This window comes from Megasphaera coli, assembly GCF_900095855.1.
Taxonomy (GTDB): Bacteria; Bacillota; Negativicutes; order Veillonellales; family Megasphaeraceae; genus Megasphaera; species Megasphaera massiliensis_A.
Genome location: NZ_FMIY01000002.1, coordinates 1,389,431 through 1,409,186 on the forward strand (window position 1 = coordinate 1,389,431; position 19,756 = coordinate 1,409,186).

At 47.9% G+C, this 19,756-nt stretch carries 22 protein-coding genes; 19 read left to right on the forward strand and 3 right to left on the reverse strand.

The annotated features are described in order from the left end of the window. Positions 1–2: 2 nt before the first annotated feature. Entirely contained in the window at positions 3–1,175 is a 1,173-nt protein-coding gene (locus BQ2674_RS07285; protein WP_075573388.1) for a GNAT family N-acetyltransferase, read from the forward strand. A gap of 110 nt (positions 1,176–1,285) precedes the next feature. Here the strand turns inward: BQ2674_RS07285 and BQ2674_RS07290 are convergent, their stop codons facing one another. Genes BQ2674_RS07290 through BQ2674_RS07300 form a run of 3 tightly spaced genes read right to left on the reverse strand, consistent with a single transcriptional unit; the run spans position 1,286 to position 4,234 of the window. Next, positions 1,286–2,194, reverse strand: coding sequence for a phosphotransferase (locus BQ2674_RS07290; RefSeq protein WP_075573127.1), 909 nt, complete (start codon positions 2,192–2,194; stop codon positions 1,286–1,288). 30 nt (positions 2,195–2,224) lie between these two features. Continuing rightward, positions 2,225–3,016 carry a response regulator transcription factor gene (locus BQ2674_RS07295; RefSeq protein ID WP_075573128.1) on the reverse strand — a complete coding sequence of 264 codons (792 nt, stop codon included), beginning with the start codon at positions 3,014–3,016 and terminating at the stop codon, positions 2,225–2,227. Positions 3,017–3,031: 15 nt separating this feature from the next. Then, positions 3,032–4,234, reverse strand: coding sequence for a histidine kinase (locus BQ2674_RS07300; RefSeq protein WP_075573129.1), 1,203 nt, complete (start codon positions 4,232–4,234; stop codon positions 3,032–3,034). Between the two features lie 340 nt (positions 4,235–4,574). Between BQ2674_RS07300 and BQ2674_RS07305 the strand changes: the two genes are divergently transcribed. The 18 genes from BQ2674_RS07305 (at position 4,575) to BQ2674_RS07390 (ending at position 19,734) form a co-directional block, all read left to right on the forward strand. Beyond that, positions 4,575–4,874 (forward strand): BMC domain-containing protein, encoded by a 300-nt coding sequence (locus tag BQ2674_RS07305; RefSeq protein WP_075573130.1) that lies wholly within the window; start codon positions 4,575–4,577, stop codon positions 4,872–4,874. A gap of 22 nt (positions 4,875–4,896) precedes the next feature. After that, positions 4,897–5,190: a BMC domain-containing protein gene (locus BQ2674_RS07310; RefSeq protein WP_075573131.1), complete on the forward strand. Its 294-nt coding sequence runs from the start codon at positions 4,897–4,899 to the stop codon at positions 5,188–5,190. 17 nt (positions 5,191–5,207) lie between these two features. Further along, positions 5,208–6,710 (forward strand): aldehyde dehydrogenase family protein, encoded by a 1,503-nt coding sequence (locus BQ2674_RS07315; protein ID WP_075573132.1) that lies wholly within the window; start codon positions 5,208–5,210, stop codon positions 6,708–6,710. Continuing rightward, positions 6,711–7,850 carry a 1-propanol dehydrogenase PduQ gene (locus tag BQ2674_RS07320; protein ID WP_075573133.1) on the forward strand — a complete coding sequence of 380 codons (1,140 nt, stop codon included), beginning with the start codon at positions 6,711–6,713 and terminating at the stop codon, positions 7,848–7,850. 97 nt (positions 7,851–7,947) lie between these two features. Further along, a complete protein-coding gene (gene cutC / locus BQ2674_RS07325) occupies positions 7,948–10,425 on the forward strand; it encodes a choline trimethylamine-lyase (RefSeq protein ID WP_205407620.1) in 2,478 nt (825 codons plus the stop codon). A gap of 98 nt (positions 10,426–10,523) precedes the next feature. Then, complete coding sequence (gene cutD / locus BQ2674_RS07330; protein WP_075573134.1) at positions 10,524–11,483, forward strand: choline TMA-lyase-activating enzyme; 960 nt, start codon at positions 10,524–10,526, stop codon at positions 11,481–11,483. A 20-nt stretch (positions 11,484–11,503) separates the two neighbouring features. Next, a complete protein-coding gene (eutS, locus tag BQ2674_RS07335; protein ID WP_075573135.1) occupies positions 11,504–11,854 on the forward strand; it encodes an ethanolamine utilization microcompartment protein EutS in 351 nt (116 codons plus the stop codon). Beyond that, a complete protein-coding gene (locus BQ2674_RS07340; RefSeq protein ID WP_075573136.1) occupies positions 11,851–12,294 on the forward strand; it encodes a EutP/PduV family microcompartment system protein in 444 nt (147 codons plus the stop codon). Before eutS ends, BQ2674_RS07340 begins: the two co-directional genes overlap by 4 nt. Before the next feature lie 26 nt (positions 12,295–12,320). Continuing rightward, positions 12,321–12,977 (forward strand): hypothetical protein, encoded by a 657-nt coding sequence (locus BQ2674_RS07345; RefSeq protein WP_075573137.1) that lies wholly within the window; start codon positions 12,321–12,323, stop codon positions 12,975–12,977. Continuing rightward, positions 12,974–13,819, forward strand: coding sequence for an ethanolamine utilization protein EutJ (gene eutJ / locus BQ2674_RS07350; RefSeq protein ID WP_075573138.1), 846 nt, complete (start codon positions 12,974–12,976; stop codon positions 13,817–13,819). The genes BQ2674_RS07345 and eutJ overlap by 4 nt, the downstream gene beginning before the upstream one ends. Positions 13,820–13,823: 4 nt before the next feature. After that, positions 13,824–14,132, forward strand: coding sequence for a BMC domain-containing protein (locus BQ2674_RS07355; protein WP_075573139.1), 309 nt, complete (start codon positions 13,824–13,826; stop codon positions 14,130–14,132). After that, complete coding sequence (locus BQ2674_RS07360; RefSeq protein ID WP_075573140.1) at positions 14,129–14,389, forward strand: EutN/CcmL family microcompartment protein; 261 nt, start codon at positions 14,129–14,131, stop codon at positions 14,387–14,389. The genes BQ2674_RS07355 and BQ2674_RS07360 overlap by 4 nt, the downstream gene beginning before the upstream one ends. Before the next feature lie 28 nt (positions 14,390–14,417). Next, the gene (locus BQ2674_RS07365) at positions 14,418–15,749 is read left to right on the forward strand and encodes a 4Fe-4S dicluster domain-containing protein (protein WP_205407621.1); all 1,332 of its coding nucleotides are present in this window, start codon (positions 14,418–14,420) and stop codon (positions 15,747–15,749) included. Then, positions 15,742–16,290, forward strand: coding sequence for a BMC domain-containing protein (locus tag BQ2674_RS07370; protein ID WP_075573142.1), 549 nt, complete (start codon positions 15,742–15,744; stop codon positions 16,288–16,290). Before BQ2674_RS07365 ends, BQ2674_RS07370 begins: the two co-directional genes overlap by 8 nt. 26 nt (positions 16,291–16,316) lie before the next feature. Beyond that, positions 16,317–16,946: a cupin domain-containing protein gene (locus tag BQ2674_RS07375; protein ID WP_075573143.1), complete on the forward strand. Its 630-nt coding sequence runs from the start codon at positions 16,317–16,319 to the stop codon at positions 16,944–16,946. A 24-nt stretch (positions 16,947–16,970) separates the two neighbouring features. Then, positions 16,971–17,573, forward strand: coding sequence for a BMC domain-containing protein (locus BQ2674_RS08785; RefSeq protein ID WP_075573144.1), 603 nt, complete (start codon positions 16,971–16,973; stop codon positions 17,571–17,573). A 35-nt stretch (positions 17,574–17,608) separates the two neighbouring features. Then, entirely contained in the window at positions 17,609–19,096 is a 1,488-nt protein-coding gene (locus BQ2674_RS07385) for an acetaldehyde dehydrogenase (acetylating) (protein WP_075573145.1), read from the forward strand. Next, a complete protein-coding gene (locus tag BQ2674_RS07390; RefSeq protein ID WP_075573146.1) occupies positions 19,096–19,734 on the forward strand; it encodes a phosphate propanoyltransferase in 639 nt (212 codons plus the stop codon). The genes BQ2674_RS07385 and BQ2674_RS07390 overlap by 1 nt, the downstream gene beginning before the upstream one ends. Positions 19,735–19,756 lie beyond the last annotated feature (22 nt).

The window sequence follows — 19,756 nt, forward strand, 5'->3', positions numbered from 1 at the left end:
TGATACGCTTTCGTTTAGCCCGCCCCGAAGAACGGGACGTCGTGGAAAATTTGTGGGCCTACTGCTTTGAGCCGAAGGAGCACCCTTTTTTCCGCTGGTACTTTGCGAACATGTACAAACCGGAAAACGTGCTCCTCGGCCTGGACGGCGACAATGTTGTCTGCGTGACCCACCTGAATCAATATAAACTTTCTTTGCGCAGCAAAATATTGCCTGTGTCATATATTGTCGGTTTGGCCACACACCCGGCGGCACGGCGCGGCGGTATAGGCGGCATGCTCCTTGCGGCGGCCCTCGAAGAAATGAGACGGCGCGGCCAGGCCGTGCACATCCTCATGCCGTCTCGGGCGGGGTTTTATCAACAGTACGGCTACGAGCTCTATTGTCATCAGTGGCGCGATACCGTGAACCTCGATGACCTGCGTCCCCTGACGGACAAAACTGTCCGGTTCGGTTTTGTCGACTCGTCCGACCGGTGGCGTTACTTAGCCGAGGTCTACGAAAAATACACGGCTGACCTCTCGGGCTACGCCGTCCGCGACGAAGAGTCATGGCGCCGCCACATTGACGCGCAGCTGGCTGAAGGGAACATCGTCGTCGTCTTTAACGGAGACGAGCCGATTGCATACTCTTTCTACCAACTCGGTGCACCGACGATACGGTGCAGTGAATTTGTTTACGCCACATATCAGGGCAAGCGGGGCCTTTTGGAATACTTCTATAACCACCGTTCCCAAGGAGAGGCCTTGCAGTGGAACGAGGCTATGCGTGACGATGGCTACCGCTTTTACCCGGACGGCAAAAAGGGGCACGAAACCATGCCCTTCATGACGGGCCGTATCGTCGATGTCAAAGCCGCATTGGAAACTGTCACTTACGGCAAGAACGTAAACGAAAAAATTACTTTCACCGTCACGGATCCCATCGCCTCGTGGAACAACGGTACCTTCACGCTAAACGTGCAGGCAGGTAAGGGCAAGGTAACGTTGGCGGATGGCACCGACGTCGCGCCAACGGCAGCTGTTCCGGCGGGTACACTGGCCCTCCTCGTCTTCGGCACCATGAACGCGAAAGAGCTTCGCTATTACGAAAAACTCACGGCTACGGACGAAGAAGTGCAAAAACTGACACATCTCTTTCCGAAGACAGAGTGCTATATAAATGAGTGGTATTAGAGGAAGACCGTAAATTAAGATAATACGTGTAATTCAATACCGAGCCTCGGCGGGAAATGTTCCCGCCGAGGCTCAGTGTATATACCGGGGCTTCTGTATAGTTATGTGGTTTATATAAACATATGAAGAGGAACGGACATGGAAGAATCCAGCTGCTTTATATTTTTTAGAAGACGTTCATAGCGCAATGCGCAGTATTCGAGAAAATCGTCACCGTTGTAATGCCGAACCAGTGCCCATATAGTCCAAAGCAGATCCTGCTCCAACATATATATTTTTATTTTAGTGATTTCCGTCTCAGAAACGGAACGGCGGAAATATTGCTGCAGTAAATACGCGATTGCCTCTTCGGGCAATTGCGATTCCAGTATGTATGCCGCAAGATCCCAGTAGAAGCTGTTCATGCCGGAATATTCCCAGTCTATTAAATATGCTTTTCCGGACGAATTGATTAAGAAATTTTCCGGAACCGTATCGTTGTGGCAAGGCATCAGAATATCATTAGCTGCGTATTTTTCATGCAAACGTATAAGAAGATTTTTAATTTCCGTATAGTCGGAGAAGATTTCGCCGTGAAGCTCTTTTATAAGTTGCTCGTATTTGTTGAGCTCTACGAGCCAGTCAAAGCGGTTGTAAAAAGGCTGCTTCATTTGATGCAGTTTTTTCATTAAGAAAACGGCGACATCTATATTTTTCTTCAGTTGAGGATCTTCTTGTGCCAAATTCTTGCTGCCGGAAATATAATTGGTAATTTTAATACCCGTCACAGGATCAAAAAACGGACATCTGCAATTAATCCCCAGATTTATCGTGATTGTATTGTTTATGAGCTCAACCTGCCGGTTAATCATTTTTTCGGTGAGGCCGCCGGGTTGGCGGATAATATAATCCTTGCCGTGAATGGTCATGATGTAGTTATAGTTGGTTAAACCGCCGGCAAAGCGGGATTTATCAAATTTCAGGGTTTTATCGTTAAAAAATCGGCGCAGTGACTGTTGTACTAAATTTTCAATTTGCATGATAGCGGGCTCCAAAGGATAAGGTGTGAGTTATAAATCTGTAGGTAAAAATTCGAAAGAGCCTGTTCTTCCGTTTTTTTGTCTGAAAAGTTTCGGTGTCGTATTCATTTGATGGATAAACACACGATTGAAATAGGATTGCTCCGAAAAGCCGCATAGTGAAGAAATCTGACAAATTGACTTATCCGTAGTTACGAGTAATTTGCAGGCATATTCAATTTTTAGACGGTTAATGTACTCAATACAGCTTATACCCATTTCTTTTTTAAAAATCCGGCTTAAGTATTGCGGATTCATATACACATGATCGGAAACGGCCTTGAGGGAAAGCTTTTGTTTAAAGTTTTGCTGAATATATTGAACGGATTTTTCAATTACGTCCATATGAATTGATGTTTTCGGGATCGGGATATTCGGCGCAAGGACTTGTGGAAAATGAGATGTTGACGCCGCTGAATTCAGGTAAACGGATTGGAAGGTCTGACGGATTTCAATTGGACGAATGGGCTTTAATAAGTAATCTTTGACCTGGAGGCGAATCGCTTCCTGGGCGAATGAAAAATCCGAGTATGCAGATAAGATGATAACGGCCGCATTAGGGCAAAATTCCCGAATAGCCGTTAAGGCTTTAATTCCGTCAAGCTTCGGCAACCAGATGTCCATGAAGATGAAGTCGGGACGATGCTCTTTTGCCGCTTCGATGGCGGATGGACCGTTATTGCAGGTAATGATGGCATCGCTTTTGGAGACTTCTTCTTTTATGATGTCTTTCAAAAAATCCTGTTCCAGAATATCATCTTCTACGATTAAAATTGTGCGCATAAACTCACCTCTCGATTACTTTACGGGAAGAAATAAGCATACAGTACTGCCTGTGAAATCGGAATGTTTGATGGAGAGGCCGTAAGAAGAGCCGAAGAAATATTGTATTCGCTTATTGGTGCTCAGTAAGCCGATTCCCGATTTTGTCGTTGTCGTTTCAATTTTTGAAAAATCACGTTCAGTAAGGGATTTTAGCACTTCGTCAGGAAATCCGTAACCGTTATCGCTGACATAAATGAAATAGCTGTTTCCCTGTTGCTCCGCCGTAATACGGATAAGTCCGACATCATGCTTGGGTGTTATGCCGTGAAGCAGGGCATTTTCTACAATCGGTTGCAGAATCATGTTGGGGATCCGATGTTGCAGTATTGTTTCGGGAATGTCGATTTCGTAATTCAATCTGTTTTTTAAACGGATTTTTTGAATGTACAAATATTTTTTTATATTCTCTAATTCGTCTGACAAGGGGTGTAAATTATTATCTTGCTTTAAGTTGTAACGCAGTAAATCGGAGAGGCAGTAAATCAACTCTTCCGTTTTAGCGGCATGTTCGAAATAAGCTACTCTGGCAATTGTGTTCAGCGTGTTAAACAGGAAATGGGGATTGACCAGTAAGAAACTGTTTTTTGTTTCCAAGTCAATAATTTTTTTTTCTAAAAGCTCTTTTTCCAATGAAAGTCGCGCTACCGTCGTATTAGGCGTATTTATAGATTCGGAAAGATTATGCGCAATATATTTGGACATGCGTTCATAGATTTCCAACTGCGGCATTTCCATAGTGTCTATTTGTCCGATGGTCTTGGCGATGACAGCTGTGGAAAGGCCTTTTTCTTTTGCCAGTTTATCTACGGGAATCATATATTTGTGGTATTGCGCCTCTTCGCTGTAAACTTGGCCGCCGATTAGATATAAACGGGGATAGTCCTTCGGAGAAAAGATTGGAACGGCAAAATTATACAGCCCGAAAGGGCAAGAAAAGTGAAAAAAATCACTATTGTTTTTATCCTGCAGACGGCTGACGCATGTATCACAGAGAATGGAGGAAGATTTCTGACACACAAATTTACAAAAATCGGGAGCCGGATTTATTTCAACTAAAATATGACCTGTTTGAGTCGCGACTTGCAGGGGGATCTTAGCTAGAGACAAGAGATTATTCAGTTTCTTAATACCGACTCTGATTTTATTAACATGCGGTTCTTTTCCGTTGGTAATCATGATGTACAAACCCTTTCAACAAGTTTAGTAAGTGACTGCCAATGTCTCTATTTTATAAAATCTTTCAGCGGTTCCGAATAGGCACGATTTTTTCTTTATTATACTTGAAGGATTATTGTGAATACTATTTTTTGACGAGGGAAAAGAAAAACCAATCTCTATAGTGCAAAAAAGACAAAATTGTATCAAGCAACGGTGTAACAAAAATTAAAATTGCTTGTATCGATTATTCAATAAACATGTGAAATACAGTGATATGCTTTGAGCATGAATGAATTACGTAAAAGTTATGTGAGTTGCAAGTGTTCGTGAAAATCCGACGTAAAAGGAGCATAGAGTTATGAAATACTGCGGAGAAGAAGCCTTGGGGCTTGTCGAAACGAGAGGTATGGTGCCGGCGCTGTATGCATTGGACATTATGTGTAAGTCGGCGGACGTTGTATTGGTTTCTTATGAAAATATCGGTTCCGGCTTGGTAACGGTATTGGTGAAAGGCGATGTGGCGGCCGTTCGTACGGCAGTGGAAAACGGTGCGGCAGCTGCTGCAAGTATTGGGGAATTAACGGCGCAAAATGTTATGCCGCGCCCTGTCGGCAGAGTAGGGACTATTGTTTCGGTACATGATATTGATGCCCAATAAACGGTAGAGAGGTGAATTTGAAGTGGATAAATCGCGAGATGCTTTGGGGTTTATAGAAACATGCGGCCTCGTGTCCGTGTTGGAGGCGGCCGATGCAATGTGCAAGGCTGCCGACGTAGAATTGGTCGGATATGAAAATACGGCTTCGGGGCTTATCTCCGTAGTTGTACGGGGTGATGTCGGAGCTGTGCAGTCGGCCGTTGATGCCGGTGTAAAACGGGCGGAAGAGGTCGGTCCCGTATATAGCAAGGTTGTGATTGCAAATCCTCATCCGGATCTTGAGAAGATAGTCGAAAAATATGTGCTTGATTGGTAGATAAGCGGTGAATTGTTATGAATAGGTTGGATTATGATTTATGTTCCGTCCAGGAAGCAAGAATTCTTGTAGAAAACGGTTGTGAAGCACAGCATCAGCTGGCGATGTTTTCACAGCGGGAATTGGACGACATTGTGGAAGCTATGGCGAATGCCGTTTATCCGCATGCAAAGGAACTCGCGGAAATGTCGGTTCAGGAAACGGGCTTGGGCAATAGGAAAGACAAATACGTAAAAGACATTTTTGCAAGCAAATACCTTTGTCAGCGTATGAAAAGTATGAAGGTTGTCGGCATTATAAAAGAAGATGAGGAAAAAAAGACTGTCGACATCGGCATACCGGTCGGTGTTATTGTGGCGTTGCCGCCGTGTACGAGTCCCGTGTCGACAACGATTTACAATACGCTTATTGCGATAAAATCAGGGAATGCCATTATCTTCTCCCCTCATCCGCGGGCACAACACACGATTGCCGAAACCTTGTGCATCATGATGGAAGCCGGCAAAAAAGCGGGACTGCCTGACGGTGCCGTTGAGTTTTTGCGCATGGTGACGTTAAGCGGTACCAGGGAAATGATAGGCCACAAGGATACGTCGTTGGTACTTAATACGAGTGTACCCAGGCTGCTTCCCGTTGTTCATCGATCGGGCAAACCGGCTATTTACGGCGGTCCCGGAAACGGACCGGCGTTTATAGAACGAACGGCGGATATTCGGCAGGCCGTACGGGATATCATATTCAGCCGGACTTTTGATAACGGAATTATTTCGGCGGCGGAACAATCAATCGTTGCGGAGGCTTGTATTACCGACGCGGTTCGGGAAGAGCTGAAAAAACAGGGGGCATATTTTTTGAACGAAGAAGAAGCGCATCGTATCGGTGCGGCGCTTTTTCATCGCGATGGGCGTCCCAATTTGGAATGTGTCGGACGTACGGCCGTGGAGATTGCAGAGCAATATAACATCCCCGTGCCGGCCAATACGACGGTGCTTATTTCCGAGCAGAACTATGTTGATCCGTGTAATCCGTATGCAAAAGAAAAATTATGCCCCATCCTGGCGTTTTACGTTGAGAAAGATTGGCGCAATGCCTGTGAAAAGTGCATAGAGCTTTTATGTAATGAAGGTCGAGGCAATATGTTGGTCATTCATTCAAAAGACAAGGAAATTATTCGTGAATTTGCTTTAAAAAAACCCGTATCCCGTATTTTGGTGAATACGCCGGCAACAGTCGGCGGCATGGGGGCGACAACGAATTTGTTCCCATCCTTTACGCTGGGTATCGGTGCAGCCGGCGGGACAACGACGTCGGATAATGTTTCACCGTTAAACTTGATTAATATTCGTAAAGTAGGATATGGCGTGCGTACTGTTAATGATATGGTGCATAACCTCGAATGTAGTAACACTCCGGTCGGAGCGGCGGCAAATGAAGCGGATTCACCGCAATATATGGCGGAACTCGTGGAAACGATTATAGCCGAATTGGCAAAGCAGGGATTTCACGGAGGAACTGATTAAATGAAACAATTTCAAGTAAAGCCCAAAATTTATTTTGATGAAGGCTCGCTTGAATTTCTGAAGGAGATTCAAGATAAGAGCGCCTTTGTTCTGTCCGATTCTATAATGGAAAAGCTCGGATACTTGCAATCTGCGGCCGATTATTTGCAATCGGCCGGCGTACGATGCAACGTATTTACGGATGTAAAGCCGGAGCCCGATGTTATAGCGGTTATGAATGCCATATCTCGTTATATGGAATATAACGGCCAGGCGATTATTGCCTTGGGAGGCGGTTCGGCAATAGATACGGCGAAAGCAATGATTTATTTTTTGCGCCAAGCTGTAGAAAAGGCAGGGCATGCTTTTAAAAAGCCCTTGTTTATTGCCGTTCCGACGACAAGCGGTACGGGATCCGAAGTAACCGACTTTTCCGTACTCACGATTAACGGTAAAAAAACGGCCTTAATCGATAAGATAATGGTTCCGGATATTGCGATTCTGGATTCCACATGCACTAAAAACTTGCCGCCCCATGTCATTGCCGATACAGGTTTGGATGCGTTGGTCCATGCCGTTGAAGCGTATGTTTCCAAAGATGCTACGGATTGCACGGATGCATTGGCGGAAAAAGCGGTATATATCATTTATCACAACTTGGTCAGTTTCTTCAGGAATGCCGATGACAAGGACGCACGGCAACGCATACAGCGTGCATCCTGTTTGGCCGGGATGGCGTTTACAAATACGAATTTGGGCATCACGCACAGTATGGCCCATGCTTTTGGAGGCACTTTCCATCTCTCTCACGGCCGGGCAAATGCCTTATTGATGGAACGGGTAATTGAATATAATGCGGCAGCCCCCGGTGATGACGGCCGACGAGTAATTGAAAAATACGGCTGTCTTGCAAAAGCAATCGGCGTACCGGCCAGAACGGTACGGGAAGGGTATGTAAGCTTTGTGCAGGCGGTTCGGACACTGAAGCGGGACTTAAAAATTCCCGCTTCCATTAAGAACAGCGGCATAGCGGAAAACGATTTTATGGCGGCAGTTGAAACAATGGCCGAACAGGCGATGAACGACCGGTGTACGCCGACCAATCCGCGGACACCGACAAAAGATGAAATCGTTTCCATATATAAGAAAGCTTTTAATTAATTGAACGGAAAGCGAGGGAATGAAATTGGACGAGAGAGAATTTTCGAACAAATTTGCACAAGCAACACAACACTTATCTCCGGAAGAAAAACAAGCGGTGTTTAAATTGTTTGCCGGTATTTCGCAGCAATTGGCCTCCGAAAATCCTGTTCCGCAGGCTGCAGGCGGTACCGCAAATTTTAATGATGATGAAGAGATCACGGGCTTGACGCCGCGGCTGGAACGCCTGAAGAATGCGTATCTTAACGTAAGACCGAGCGTTTTCGTGCGTCGCGCTGTCGTAACGACGGAAGTGTACAGAGAAAATGCGGGCATGCCGATCAAGATATTACGGGCCTTGGCATTTAAAAAAGCCTGCGAAACGGCACCGCTCTTGATTCAGCAGGACGAACTGATTATCGGACACCCTTGCGGCAAGCCGAGAGCAGGCTGTGTGTCTCCGGAAATTTCATGGCGCTGGGTTCGCGACGAATTGGATACGATGTCCACGAGAGCACAGGACCCCTTCCAAATCAGCGAGGAAGATAAACAAACACTTCGGGAAAAGGTATTCCCCTTCTGGGAAGGTAAAAGCGTAGACGAAATTTGCCAAAAGCAATATGAAGAAGCCGGCGTTTGGTCTTTCTCGGGCGAATCCTTTGTCAGCGACTTGTCTTATCACCAAGTAAACGGCGGCGGCGATACGTGCCCGGGCTATGACGTTATTCTTGTTAAAAAGGGAATTAACGGCATTAAGCGGGAAGCGGAAGAAAAACTGGCCGCCTTGTCCATGGAAAAGCCGGAAGATATTGACAAGATTTACTTCTATAAGGCCGAAATTTTAGTATGCGAAGGCGTATTGGCATACAGCAGAAGACTTTCCGATTATGCAAGGCAATTAGGCGATCGCGAAAACGATAATCGGCGGCGCCAGGAATTATACAAGCTGGCAGACATTATGGCGCATGTTCCGGCAAACCCGCCACGTACCTTCCATGAAGGCCTGCAGGCAGTATGGACGATGGAATCGTTGTTCAACGTGGCGGAAAACCAGACGGGTATTTCCCTCGGCCGCGTTGACCAATATTTGTATCCTGTATATAAAGCGGATCGGGAGGCGGGCCGTCTTACGAAAAAAGAGGCGTTCGAGCTTTTTTGCTGCTTTATCGTCAAATGCTCGGAAGTCATGTGGCTGTCCAGTGAAGCGGCTGCTAAATACTTTGCAGGCTATCAGCCTTTCGTCAACTGCACAATCGGCGGGCAGAAGCGCACCGGTGGAGACGCTTGCAACAATTTGACCTATTTGATTATGGATGCCGTCCGCTTTATAAAGATGTACCAGCCTTCGCTTGCGTGCCGTATTCATAACCGGTCACCGCAGAAGTACATGAAAAAAATTGTCGATGTTGTTAAAGCCGGCATGGGTTTCCCGGCATGCCACTTCGACGATACTCATATTAAGATGATGTTGGCTAAAGGTTTTTCCTTGGAAGATGCTCGCGATTACTGCCTGATGGGTTGCGTGGAACCGCAGAAGTCCGGTCGTATTTACCAGTGGACTTCCACCGGCTATACGCAGTGGCCCATTGCTATCGAATTTGTCTTTAACCGTGGCCTCATGAAATGGCACGGCAGCGTTCAGGGCTTGGATACGGGCGATATTAATCGGTTCAAAACGTACGAGGCGTTCGATCATGCTGTAAAAGAACAGGTTAAGCACATTATCCGGCTTTCCGCTGTCGGAACGGTCATCAGCCAGCGCGTTCATCGTGAATATGCTCCGAAGCCGTATATGTCATCCTTAGTGGAAGGTTGTATGGAAAAAGGCTTGGACGTGACGGAAGGCGGCGCTCTTGTAAACAGCGGCCCCGGCCTGATTTTTTCCGGCCTCAGCACGTACGCCGACTCCATGGCGGCCGTTAAAAAGTTGGTCTTTGAAGAAGGCAAATATACATTGGCACAGTTTAAGGCGGCATTGGATGCCAACTTTGAAGGGTATGAACAGTTACGGACGGATTGTCTGAATGCGCCGAAGTTCGGCAATGACGATGATTATGTCGATCAGATTGCGGCGGATATCGTCAATTGGACGGAAGACGAACATAATAAGTTCGACATGCTTTTTGCAAAATTCAGCCACGGCACCTTGTCCATTTCCAACAACACGCCGATTGGGGAATTGACGGCCGCAACGCCGAACGGTCGTCTTGCATGGACGCCGTTGTCGGACGGTATCAGCCCCACGCAAGGTGCGGATAAGCTCGGCCCGACGGCTATTATTAAGTCTGTCAGCAAGATGAATTGCGATGCCATGACAATCGGCATGGTTCATAATTTCAAGCTGCTCAAGGGTATTTTGGAAACACCGGAAGGTGAAAACGGGCTGATTACACTGTTGAGAACGGCCTCTATTCTGGGGAACGGGCAAATGCAGTTCAGCTATGTCGATAATGAAGTGTTGAAGAAGGCACAGCAGGAACCGGATAAGTATCGCGATCTGATTATTCGCGTTGCCGGGTACAGCGCATACTTTGTCGAACTGTGCAAGGAAGTGCAGGACGAAATCATCAGCAGAACGATGTTGGAGCACTTTTAAGTGATTTCCCCCCCCGGCCGTACTGCAATCAAGGCGGCTGCAGTACGGCCGGACGGGGGCGTATAACCGGTAAACCGTAAGGCGGAGATGAGGAAATAATGGAAGTCAGGCCGCTCCTGAGTTTGGAACGAAAAGCGCGTATATTCAATATGCAAAAATATTCCATTTACGATGGACCCGGCATTCGCACCATTATTTTTTTCAAAGGATGCCCGCTGCGGTGTCAATGGTGTGCGAATCCGGAAGGATTGGAAAAAAAGTACCAAGTCATGTTTCAGGAAGAACTGTGCATCCACTGCGGTAAATGTGTTGCCGTATGTCCTGTCAAAATTCATTATATGGACGACAGCGGCGACAGCATAAAACACAAGGTCCGACGTGATATTAACTGCACCGGCTGCCGCTCCTGCGAAACCGTGTGTCCGCGCCAGGCACTTAATATTGCCGGTAAGGACTTGACCATAACGGAAGTGTTGGATTTTATTCAACAGGATGCCGCTTTTTATCAAAGCTCCGGCGGCGGTGTTACCCTAAGCGGCGGCGAGGTCTGTACGCAGCCCGTGTTTGCGGTTAACTTACTGATGGAATGCAAAAAATTGGGTATTAATACGGCTATTGAAACAAGCGGATATGCGGAATTGGACGCGATTCTCGAGCTTGCACAGTTTAGCGACTTGTTTTTATACGATATTAAAAATATCAATTCGGATCAACACGAAGTACTTACGGGAGTAAGGAATGAAAAAATTCTTCGCAACCTGACGGAATTGATTCAGCGCGGTTATAAAGTAAAAGTACGCATGCCCATGATTAAAGGGCTGAATACGTCGGAAGAAATTATTCGGAAAACGATGGAATTTTTAAAGTCCTTCCACGGACGGCCGAACTTTTTAGGTGTAGACCTGTTGCCGTATCATAAGCTGGGCGTCAACAAATATAAACAGTTAGGAAAAATATACCCTATTGAAGCGGACGTAGCCATGACGGAAGATGACTTGACCCGTATTGAAGGATGGATTGGCGAATACGGGTTGGATGCCAAGATTATACGGCATTAATTTTGACGGGAGAGTGTGTGATGACAGACGGGATGGAGAGTAAAACCAGAATTATTCAGGAATACGTTCCCGGTAAGCAGGTCACGTTAGCACATATTATTGCCTCGCCGGTTCGTGATATTTACGAACGACTGGGCATTGAAGAAAGCGGTGCAATCGGGATTGCGACACTTACTCCCTGTGAAACGGCGATTATTGCGGCGGACATTGCCACAAAGGCTTCAGACGTGGAAATCGGTTTTCTGGATCGTTTTACGGGCTCCCTGGTTATTTCGGGAGATGTTGCCAGCGTCGGAACGGCCATGGAGGCCATTAATACGATCCTGGCCGACTTATTGGGATTTACGCCGGCAATGATTACGCGAACATGAAGAAGAAAATTATGATTATCGGTCCGCGGCAAGCGGGCAAGTCAACGCTGGCAAACTTGTTGGAACGGACGGCGCGACCGTTAAAAAAGACCCAGGATGCTGTTTTCGGCAAGAAAACCATCGACGTGCCTGCAGCATATTTGGAAAACACGATGATGTACAAATATATCATCGCCCTGTCTCAGATGGCCGGACACGTGTTGATGCTTGCCGATCAGTCAAACCCGACAGAAGTGTATTCTCCCGGATTTGCCAGGATATTCACGTGTCCCGTTACGGGCGTGATTACGAAAAGCGATTTACATCCGGAGAATTATGAGAAATGCGTAGTCCAGTTGAAGCGGGCCGGATTGGAAGAACCGTTTTTTTGCATGGCTGAGCAGGACGAAGAAAAGCTGAAGCTCTTGGAAACCCGATTGGAACAAGTCGCAGCCAGCTGAAGTTCTATAAAAAGGGGGGTGGTACATTGCAGTATATAACGGAAATGGACTTGCGAAGAAAATACAGAGAAGAACCGTTTGAAACGTATCGGTTGGGAAGCGGCGTAAAATTGACGCCCGAAGCAAAACAGTTTTTAACGGATCGGCGCATTACGATAGCTGCGGATTGTAAAATTGCAGAAATGCGATCGGCGTCGACGGTTGATGAAAACGGCATAACTTGCAAGGAAGAATTGACCATGCTCTTTTACCGGATAGAAGCGGTGGAGGCGGAGATGCTGTTAGCAGCCGAATGGTTTTCGGGCCATGAAGAATGCTCCGTTGCCGGTGAAATCCTTTCCTTATGCCGGATAGTGTATCATGCTCGAACGGCGTGCCTGCAGGGCAAACAGCCGGAAGCGCCGACCTTTTGGAACTGCAGCCTTGAGGAACTTCATGGAAAGGTGAATACGGAGCTGTTCCCGTTCTCTTTGGACAGCCTGCCCCATACCGGCGATTTGCGTTTGAAGGTGTTGATGTTGAATCGCCTGCGAACCGAAGCGTTGACTGCGATACTCGTAGTTCGGCAGTTGCGCGGAGCGAATGAGAATGACGGACTTTATACGGGGCTGAGAGATGTCTTGCAGACATTGGCGGATGTGCTTTGTATCATGATGGGAAAGTATATAAGAGGAAATATATGAAAGAAATGAACTCGGATTTTACGTATTGCAATAATTTGATAGAAGCCTTTGAGTCGGTTGTGAAAACTCCCGTAACGACACCGTCTCCCGCGTATTATACGGGAGTGGATCTGGGCACCGCGTTTATCGTCGTGGCCGTTTTGGATTCTGAATTTCATCCGATTGCCGGCGAATATCGTTATGCCAATGTAGTAAAGGACGGCATGGTAGTCGACTACTTAGGGGCCATCAGAATCGTACGGGAAATGAAGGAGAGCCTGGAACGGAAGCTGGGTGTTGAATTGCGGTTTGCGGCGGCAGCCTTACCGCCGGGAACTTTTGAACTTGATTCGGGCGCCATTAAGCATGTTGTTGAAGGGGCCGGGTTTGAAGTAACGGCCTTATTGGATGAACCGACTGCGGCGAATGCGGTGTTAAAAATCAGGGATGGCGCTATTGTCGATATCGGCGGCGGCACTACGGGCATTGCCGTCGTAAAAGGCGGCGAAGTCGTATATGTTGCCGATGAGCCGACAGGCGGAACGCACTTCTCGCTGGTTATATCGGGAGCTTATAAAATGGCCTTTGACGATGCGGAATTATATAAGCGGGATGAAACACATCATAAAGAGGTATTTCCCATATTACAGCCGGTCATTGAGAAAGTTGCTTCCATTATTTCGCGACATACGCAGGGAAGGGACGTAAAGGAAGTATATCTGGTCGGCGGCACATGTTGTTTAACGGGTATTGAAGACATTATTGAGAAGCGTACGGGGATTGTGACTAAAAAACCGCAGAATCCCATGTTCGTAACGCCGCTCGGCATTGCACTGAGCTGCAAACAGGGCGAACGGGAGTAGTCGGATGGAGTGGAAAATTATCAAATCGCCTGCGGAAGGGACGATGAATATACTGTTACGGCGTAAGAGCTCACCCGTTTCTCAGGGCATTCCCAAGTGTGACGCAATCGGTCTTGTCCAAGGTCGCCTGATCGATATGATTGTTGCGGCGGACATTGCCGAAAAAGCTGCCGGTGTCGTCGTTGAAGATATTCGCGGAAGCTGTCCGCAAAACCTGATTCTTATCGCTGTTTTCGGTGATACGGCGTCGGTTGAGGCGGCAATCGAGAATATCCGTAAAAAATTCAAAGAAAATAAACAGGTGACGGAATGATTGCGGCAAAAGTAATAGACAATATATGGGCGACACGAAAAGCGGATTGCCTGGTGGGTATGAAGTTTATGATTGTAGAAATTATAGACGGTAAAGATACGGGCCGCCGACTGATTGCGGCGGATTTGATTAATGCCGGCATCGGTGAAAATGTCATTGTCAGCTTGGGAAGTTCGGCACGACAGTTGTTCGAGCCGAATACGATTCCGATTGATGCCGTGATTATCGGCATCATTGATGAAGAATGTAAGTTTTGATTGGTGGAGGTGATTCCGCTTGGATGTTTTGAGCAGAGTACGGGAGGCCGGCGTTATCGGTGCCGGTGGGGCGGGCTTTCCTACTCATGTGAAATTAAATGCTGCAGCGGAATATGTTTTACTGAACGGAGCGGAGTGTGAACCCCTGCTTCGCGTGGATCAACAACTCATGGCGGTATATACCGATGAAATAATTACGGGATTGGTTGCGGCCGGCGAACAGGTGCAGGCGTCCGAGGCGATTATAGGTATTAAGGGAAAGCATAAAGACGTCATAGAAGCTCTGTCGGAACGCATTAAAGCCTTGGGTTTTGAGTCATATGTGAGCATTCACATACTGCCGGACATCTACCCTGCCGGTGACGAACATGTTCTGGTTTATGAATTAACCGGCAGAATCGTTCCGGAAGGAGGCATTCCGCTGGCCGTAAAATGCGTTGTCATTAATGCGGAAACGGCCTTGAATGTTGCCCGCGCGCTGCAAGGCCATAACGTCACGGAAACGTATATTACGTTACAAGGAGATATTCCCTGTCCTATGACCGTCAAGGCTCCTGTGGGAATTCCGGTTATGGAGGTTTTGCGCCGGAGCGGCATCGACGACTTTACGGGCTACAGCGTAATTGACGGCGGGCCGATGATGGGAGCCGTTATGAATGACTACAACGGATATATTACGAAGAAGAACAAGGGTTTTATTATTCTTCGCAAGGACCATTACCTGATTCGAAAAAAGATGATGACCGAACAGCAGGCACGGGTTATCGGGAAAACGGCCTGTGAACAGTGTCGCATGTGTACGGATTTGTGCCCGCGGTATTTGTTGGGGCACGACTTGCAGCCGCATAAGCTCATGCGTACGATGAAGTACATGCCCGGCGAGCTTGCGGAAGCGGTGACGGCATCACTTTGCAGCCAATGCAATTTATGTGAAATGTTTTCCTGTCCCGCCCACTTAAGCCCGCGAAGTATTAACGGCTGGTATAAGGGCAGGATGAAAGAGGCCGATATTAAATATACGCCGTCCGCAGCCGATTACAAAACTAAAGAAATGCGCAGTTACCGCATGGTACCCAGCAAGCGGCTTATTGCAAGATTGGGGCTTGCTGCTTTTAACGGCGATGCGCCGCTTACGAACCCGGAGTGGCATGTAAAGGAAGTTTCGATTATGCTCAGCCAGCATGCGGGAGTTCCGGCAGAACCGATTGTTTGCGAAGGCGATACGGTTAAGGCCGGCCAGGTTATCGGCAAAATTCGGGCAGGAAGTCTCGGCGCCCCGGTGCATGCAAGTCGGGACGGGCAGGTAGTAAGCGTGACGGATAAGATGATTACGATAAAGGTGGAAGCGGCTTATGTATAATGCAATCGGTATGGTGGAACTGAGCAGTATTGCCAGAGGCGTTTATATTGCCGATCAAATGATTAAAGCTGCAGCGGTGGAGCCCGTAAGCTGTACGGCAGTCTGTCCCGGCAAATACATCGTTCTCATACAAGGTGATGTGGCGGCCGTGGAAAACGCCGTCCGGGTCGGCATGACGGCTGCAGGTGAATATATTGTCGATCAGTTTGTTATTCCCAATATCCATCCGGCCATATTCCCGGCCATATCATCCACGACGATTCCGGACACGAAAGCGGCGTTGGGGATCATGGAATCTTTTTCCATGGCATCCATGATTTTTGCTGCCGATGCGGCTTTAAAAGCCGCTGAAATTCAGGGAATCGAATTGCGGTTGGGCACAGGTCTCGGAGGCAAAGCGTTTTTTACCTTTACGGGAAATGTGGCGGCAGTGGGGGCGGCGGTAGAAGCCGGAAGAGAACTTGTCAAAGAAAGCGGTCTTCTGGTTGATATAGAAATTATTCCGTCTCCGTCCGAGAGACTTTGGGATAGTTTACTGTAAAGCGAATTAATTTAGGAGGTGATAAGGTGAAGCGGTTAATTTGTATTGACCAAGTAAAGGAAGCCGCTGCGGCCGGTATTACGGAACTGCAGGTGGAGCCGAATACGCTGATTACCGATGCTGCCCGGGACTATGCCCGCAGTAAGGGCATGACCTTTGCGGAAAGGGGCATTGTCCCGGCGCAACGGGGATGCGCAAAACCCTCATCGGGCGGAAGCTCTGTCGATAAAGGTGTTGTTGCCGAAATCGTGCGCCAGGTTCTTTTGTCGCGCGGACAGGCGGCCGAGCCGTATATAGCCGAAAAAGATGTGAGCGGCTTAAAGGTCGTACGAGGTCATTCGGTTTCATATGAAGTGTTTGATACGGGCAACCCCGTAACGTGTGTCAAATATCAGGAAGTTGTCAGTAAGGCCGAGTCGCATATGAGTTCGGGATTTCTGACCATAGATCACTCGTCGTTTACATGGACGCTTTCCGGATATGAAGAAACCGATATTATTCTGGAAGGCAGTTTGTCCATAACGATTGACGGTAAGACTTACCGTGCAAGTCAGGGAGATGTTCTCTTCATTCCCAAGGATTCTACGGTTATCTGGAATGCGGAAGATCACGTTAAGCTGTTTTATACGACATATCCCGCAGATTGGGCCGGTTAATTCTGCCGGAGGAGGGCTTGATTGATGGAAGCTTTAGGGATGATTGAAACGCGGGGACTGGTGGCGGCCATAGAAAGTGCCGATGTAATGCTTAAAGCGGCGGATGTCGGTCTTGCCGGCAAAACTTTCGTCGGGGGCGGACTAGTAACCGTATGTGTCTGCGGCGAAGTGGCGGCCGTGAAGGCCGCTGTTGATGCCGGCGTAGCTGCCGTGGAAAAACTCGGTGCGACCGCCCTGATTTCGAGCCACGTTATTCCGCGACCGGATAATGCCGTCGGAATCCTATTTCCCAAAGGAGCGACGGATAACTCGGCGAAGGGCGGAAAACCGGCAATGCAACCTGCCGTTGAAGAGACAAAAGCGGAGGCACAAGGCTTGGAAGAAGCGGTACCGGAAAATCCGTCGCCCGAAGTTTCGGATATTCAGGTTTCGAGCAAAGCCGAAGCGGATGCGCTTGCCCGTAAGAGCGGCGCCGGACTGAAAATTTGCTTGCGTAATATGTCCGTTCCCGCTTTAAGGCGACTGATTCGCGAGTATGAAGATATCGGTATCAAAGGAAGAGCCGTATCGCGGGCTAAGAAAGAAGATTTGCTCAGCCTGCTGGAAAGATACTACTCTTTGTCATAAAAATAATTTAAAAGACCGGGAAAGGGGAGAGATGTTTGGACACTTTGGATTATGATTTGCAAACCGTACAGGAAGCAAGAAACCTTGTACGGAAAGCACAGGCGGCAGAAGACGTTTTTTGCAAATTCGCCGACGATCAAGTGGATAGAATTTTGCAAAACATGGTACGCGCTGCTGAAGAAAATGCGGAGAAGCTCGCCTGCATGGCTGTAGAAGAAACGGGATTCGGCAAAGCCGAAGACAAGGTTATTAAAAACCTTGTGGCGTCGAGAGATGTATATAACTACATTAAAGACATGAAGACCGTCGGCGTTATTAATGAAGATCCTGTAAATAAAATTACGGAAATCGGCGAACCTGTCGGGGTTGTCTTGGGCATTGTGCCTTCGACCAATCCGACCTCAACGGTTATTTACAAAGCGATGATTGCCCTGAAGGCGCGTAACGCAATTGTGTTCTCGCCGCATCCGTCGGCGTTGAAATGTACGTTGGAAGCAACGCGCATTATGACACAGGCGGCAGAAGCGGCAGGCGCTCCGGCCGGCATTATTTCCTGCGTGAATCACCCGTCTATGAAGGCAACCAACGAATTGATGCGTTGCGATGAAGTTAAGATGATTATCGCAACGGGCGGCGCCGGCATGGTAAAAGCGGCATACAGCTGCGGGAAACCGGCTTTGGGCGTAGGTCCCGGGAACGGGCCGTCGTATATTGAACGGACTGCGGACGTAAAAAAATCCGTTGAGGACATTATGCTCAGCAAGACCTTTGACTACGGCACTATATGCGCTTCCGAACAATCCGTTATCGTTGAAGAATGTAATAAGGCGCAGGTCACAGCGGAATTTGAGCGCCAGGGCGGTTATTTCATGACAAAGGACGAAACGGACAAGGTTTGCACACTCCTGTTTAAAAACGGGTATGACATGAATGCAAAGTTTGTCGGGCGTTCGGCACAAGTGATTGCCGATGCGGCAGGCATTACAATTCCGCCGGGAACACGCGTTCTCATCGGTGCTCAGGACGGTGTAGGCAAGGGATATCCTCTTTCGTTTGAAAAGCTTACGAGCGTGTTGGGGTTCTACACGGTGCGCGATTGGCAGGAAGCTTGTGACTTGTGCATTTGTTTGCTGAAAAACTGCGGCATGGGACATACTATGTCCATCCATACGGAAAACCCGGATATTGTACGGCATTTCTATGAAAAACCCGTATTCCGACTCATTGTGAATACGCCTGCAACACAGGGCGGCACGGGCATCAGTACGGGCTTGGCTCCAGCATTTACGCTCGGGTGCGGTACATGGGGCGGAAGTGCTACGGCCGATAACGTTACGCCGCGGCATTTGATGAATATCAAGAGAGTGGCATACGGCATCAGAGAAATAAAGCCGTCACCTCCCCTGTCGGGCGGACAGGTGTCCTATAGCGGCAGCAATAATTCCGTATCCGCGTCGGATGAACAATTGGTCGGTGTAGTCAACGAAGTATTGCAGCTCCTGAAACAAAAAGGGGAATTTTAATGGGACGCTATGATGCCCTTATCGACCTTTTGCTTGAAACGGTAAAAGAGGGCAATGTGCAGCTGCCGCCGAACTCCGTTCCCGTGGGCGTGTCCAACAGACATGTTCACCTGTCACAAGCGGATTTGGAGATATTGTTCGGTGCCGGCTATAAGCTGACAAAGACAAAGGATATCTCTCAGCCGGGGCAGTTTGCATGTAAAGAAACGGTTACCCTGGCCGGGCCGAAAGGCGCCATTGAAAAAGTGCGTGTCCTCGGACCGGTCAGAAAAGAGTCACAAGTGGAAATACTTCGGGCAGATTGCTTTAAATTAGGCATTAATGCGCCGGTACGTATGTCCGGTGAATTGGCGGATACGCCGGGAATCACCTTAATCGGACCGGCAAGCGGCCTGTACTTGCCGCGTGGGGCGATTATTGCCAAGCGACACATTCATATGTTGCCTGAAGATGCACGGCAATTCGGCGTTTCAGACGGTCAAATTGTATCTGTCGGCGTTGACGGCGATAGAGGCGGTACTTTCGCTAATGTTGTTATCCGAGTAACGACAACATCGGCATTGGAGTGTCATATAGACACGGAAGAAGCTAATGCGATGAACTTGAAGAACGGCTCCAGGATAACAATTATTAAATAAACTTTTTAATATTTATTTAGGA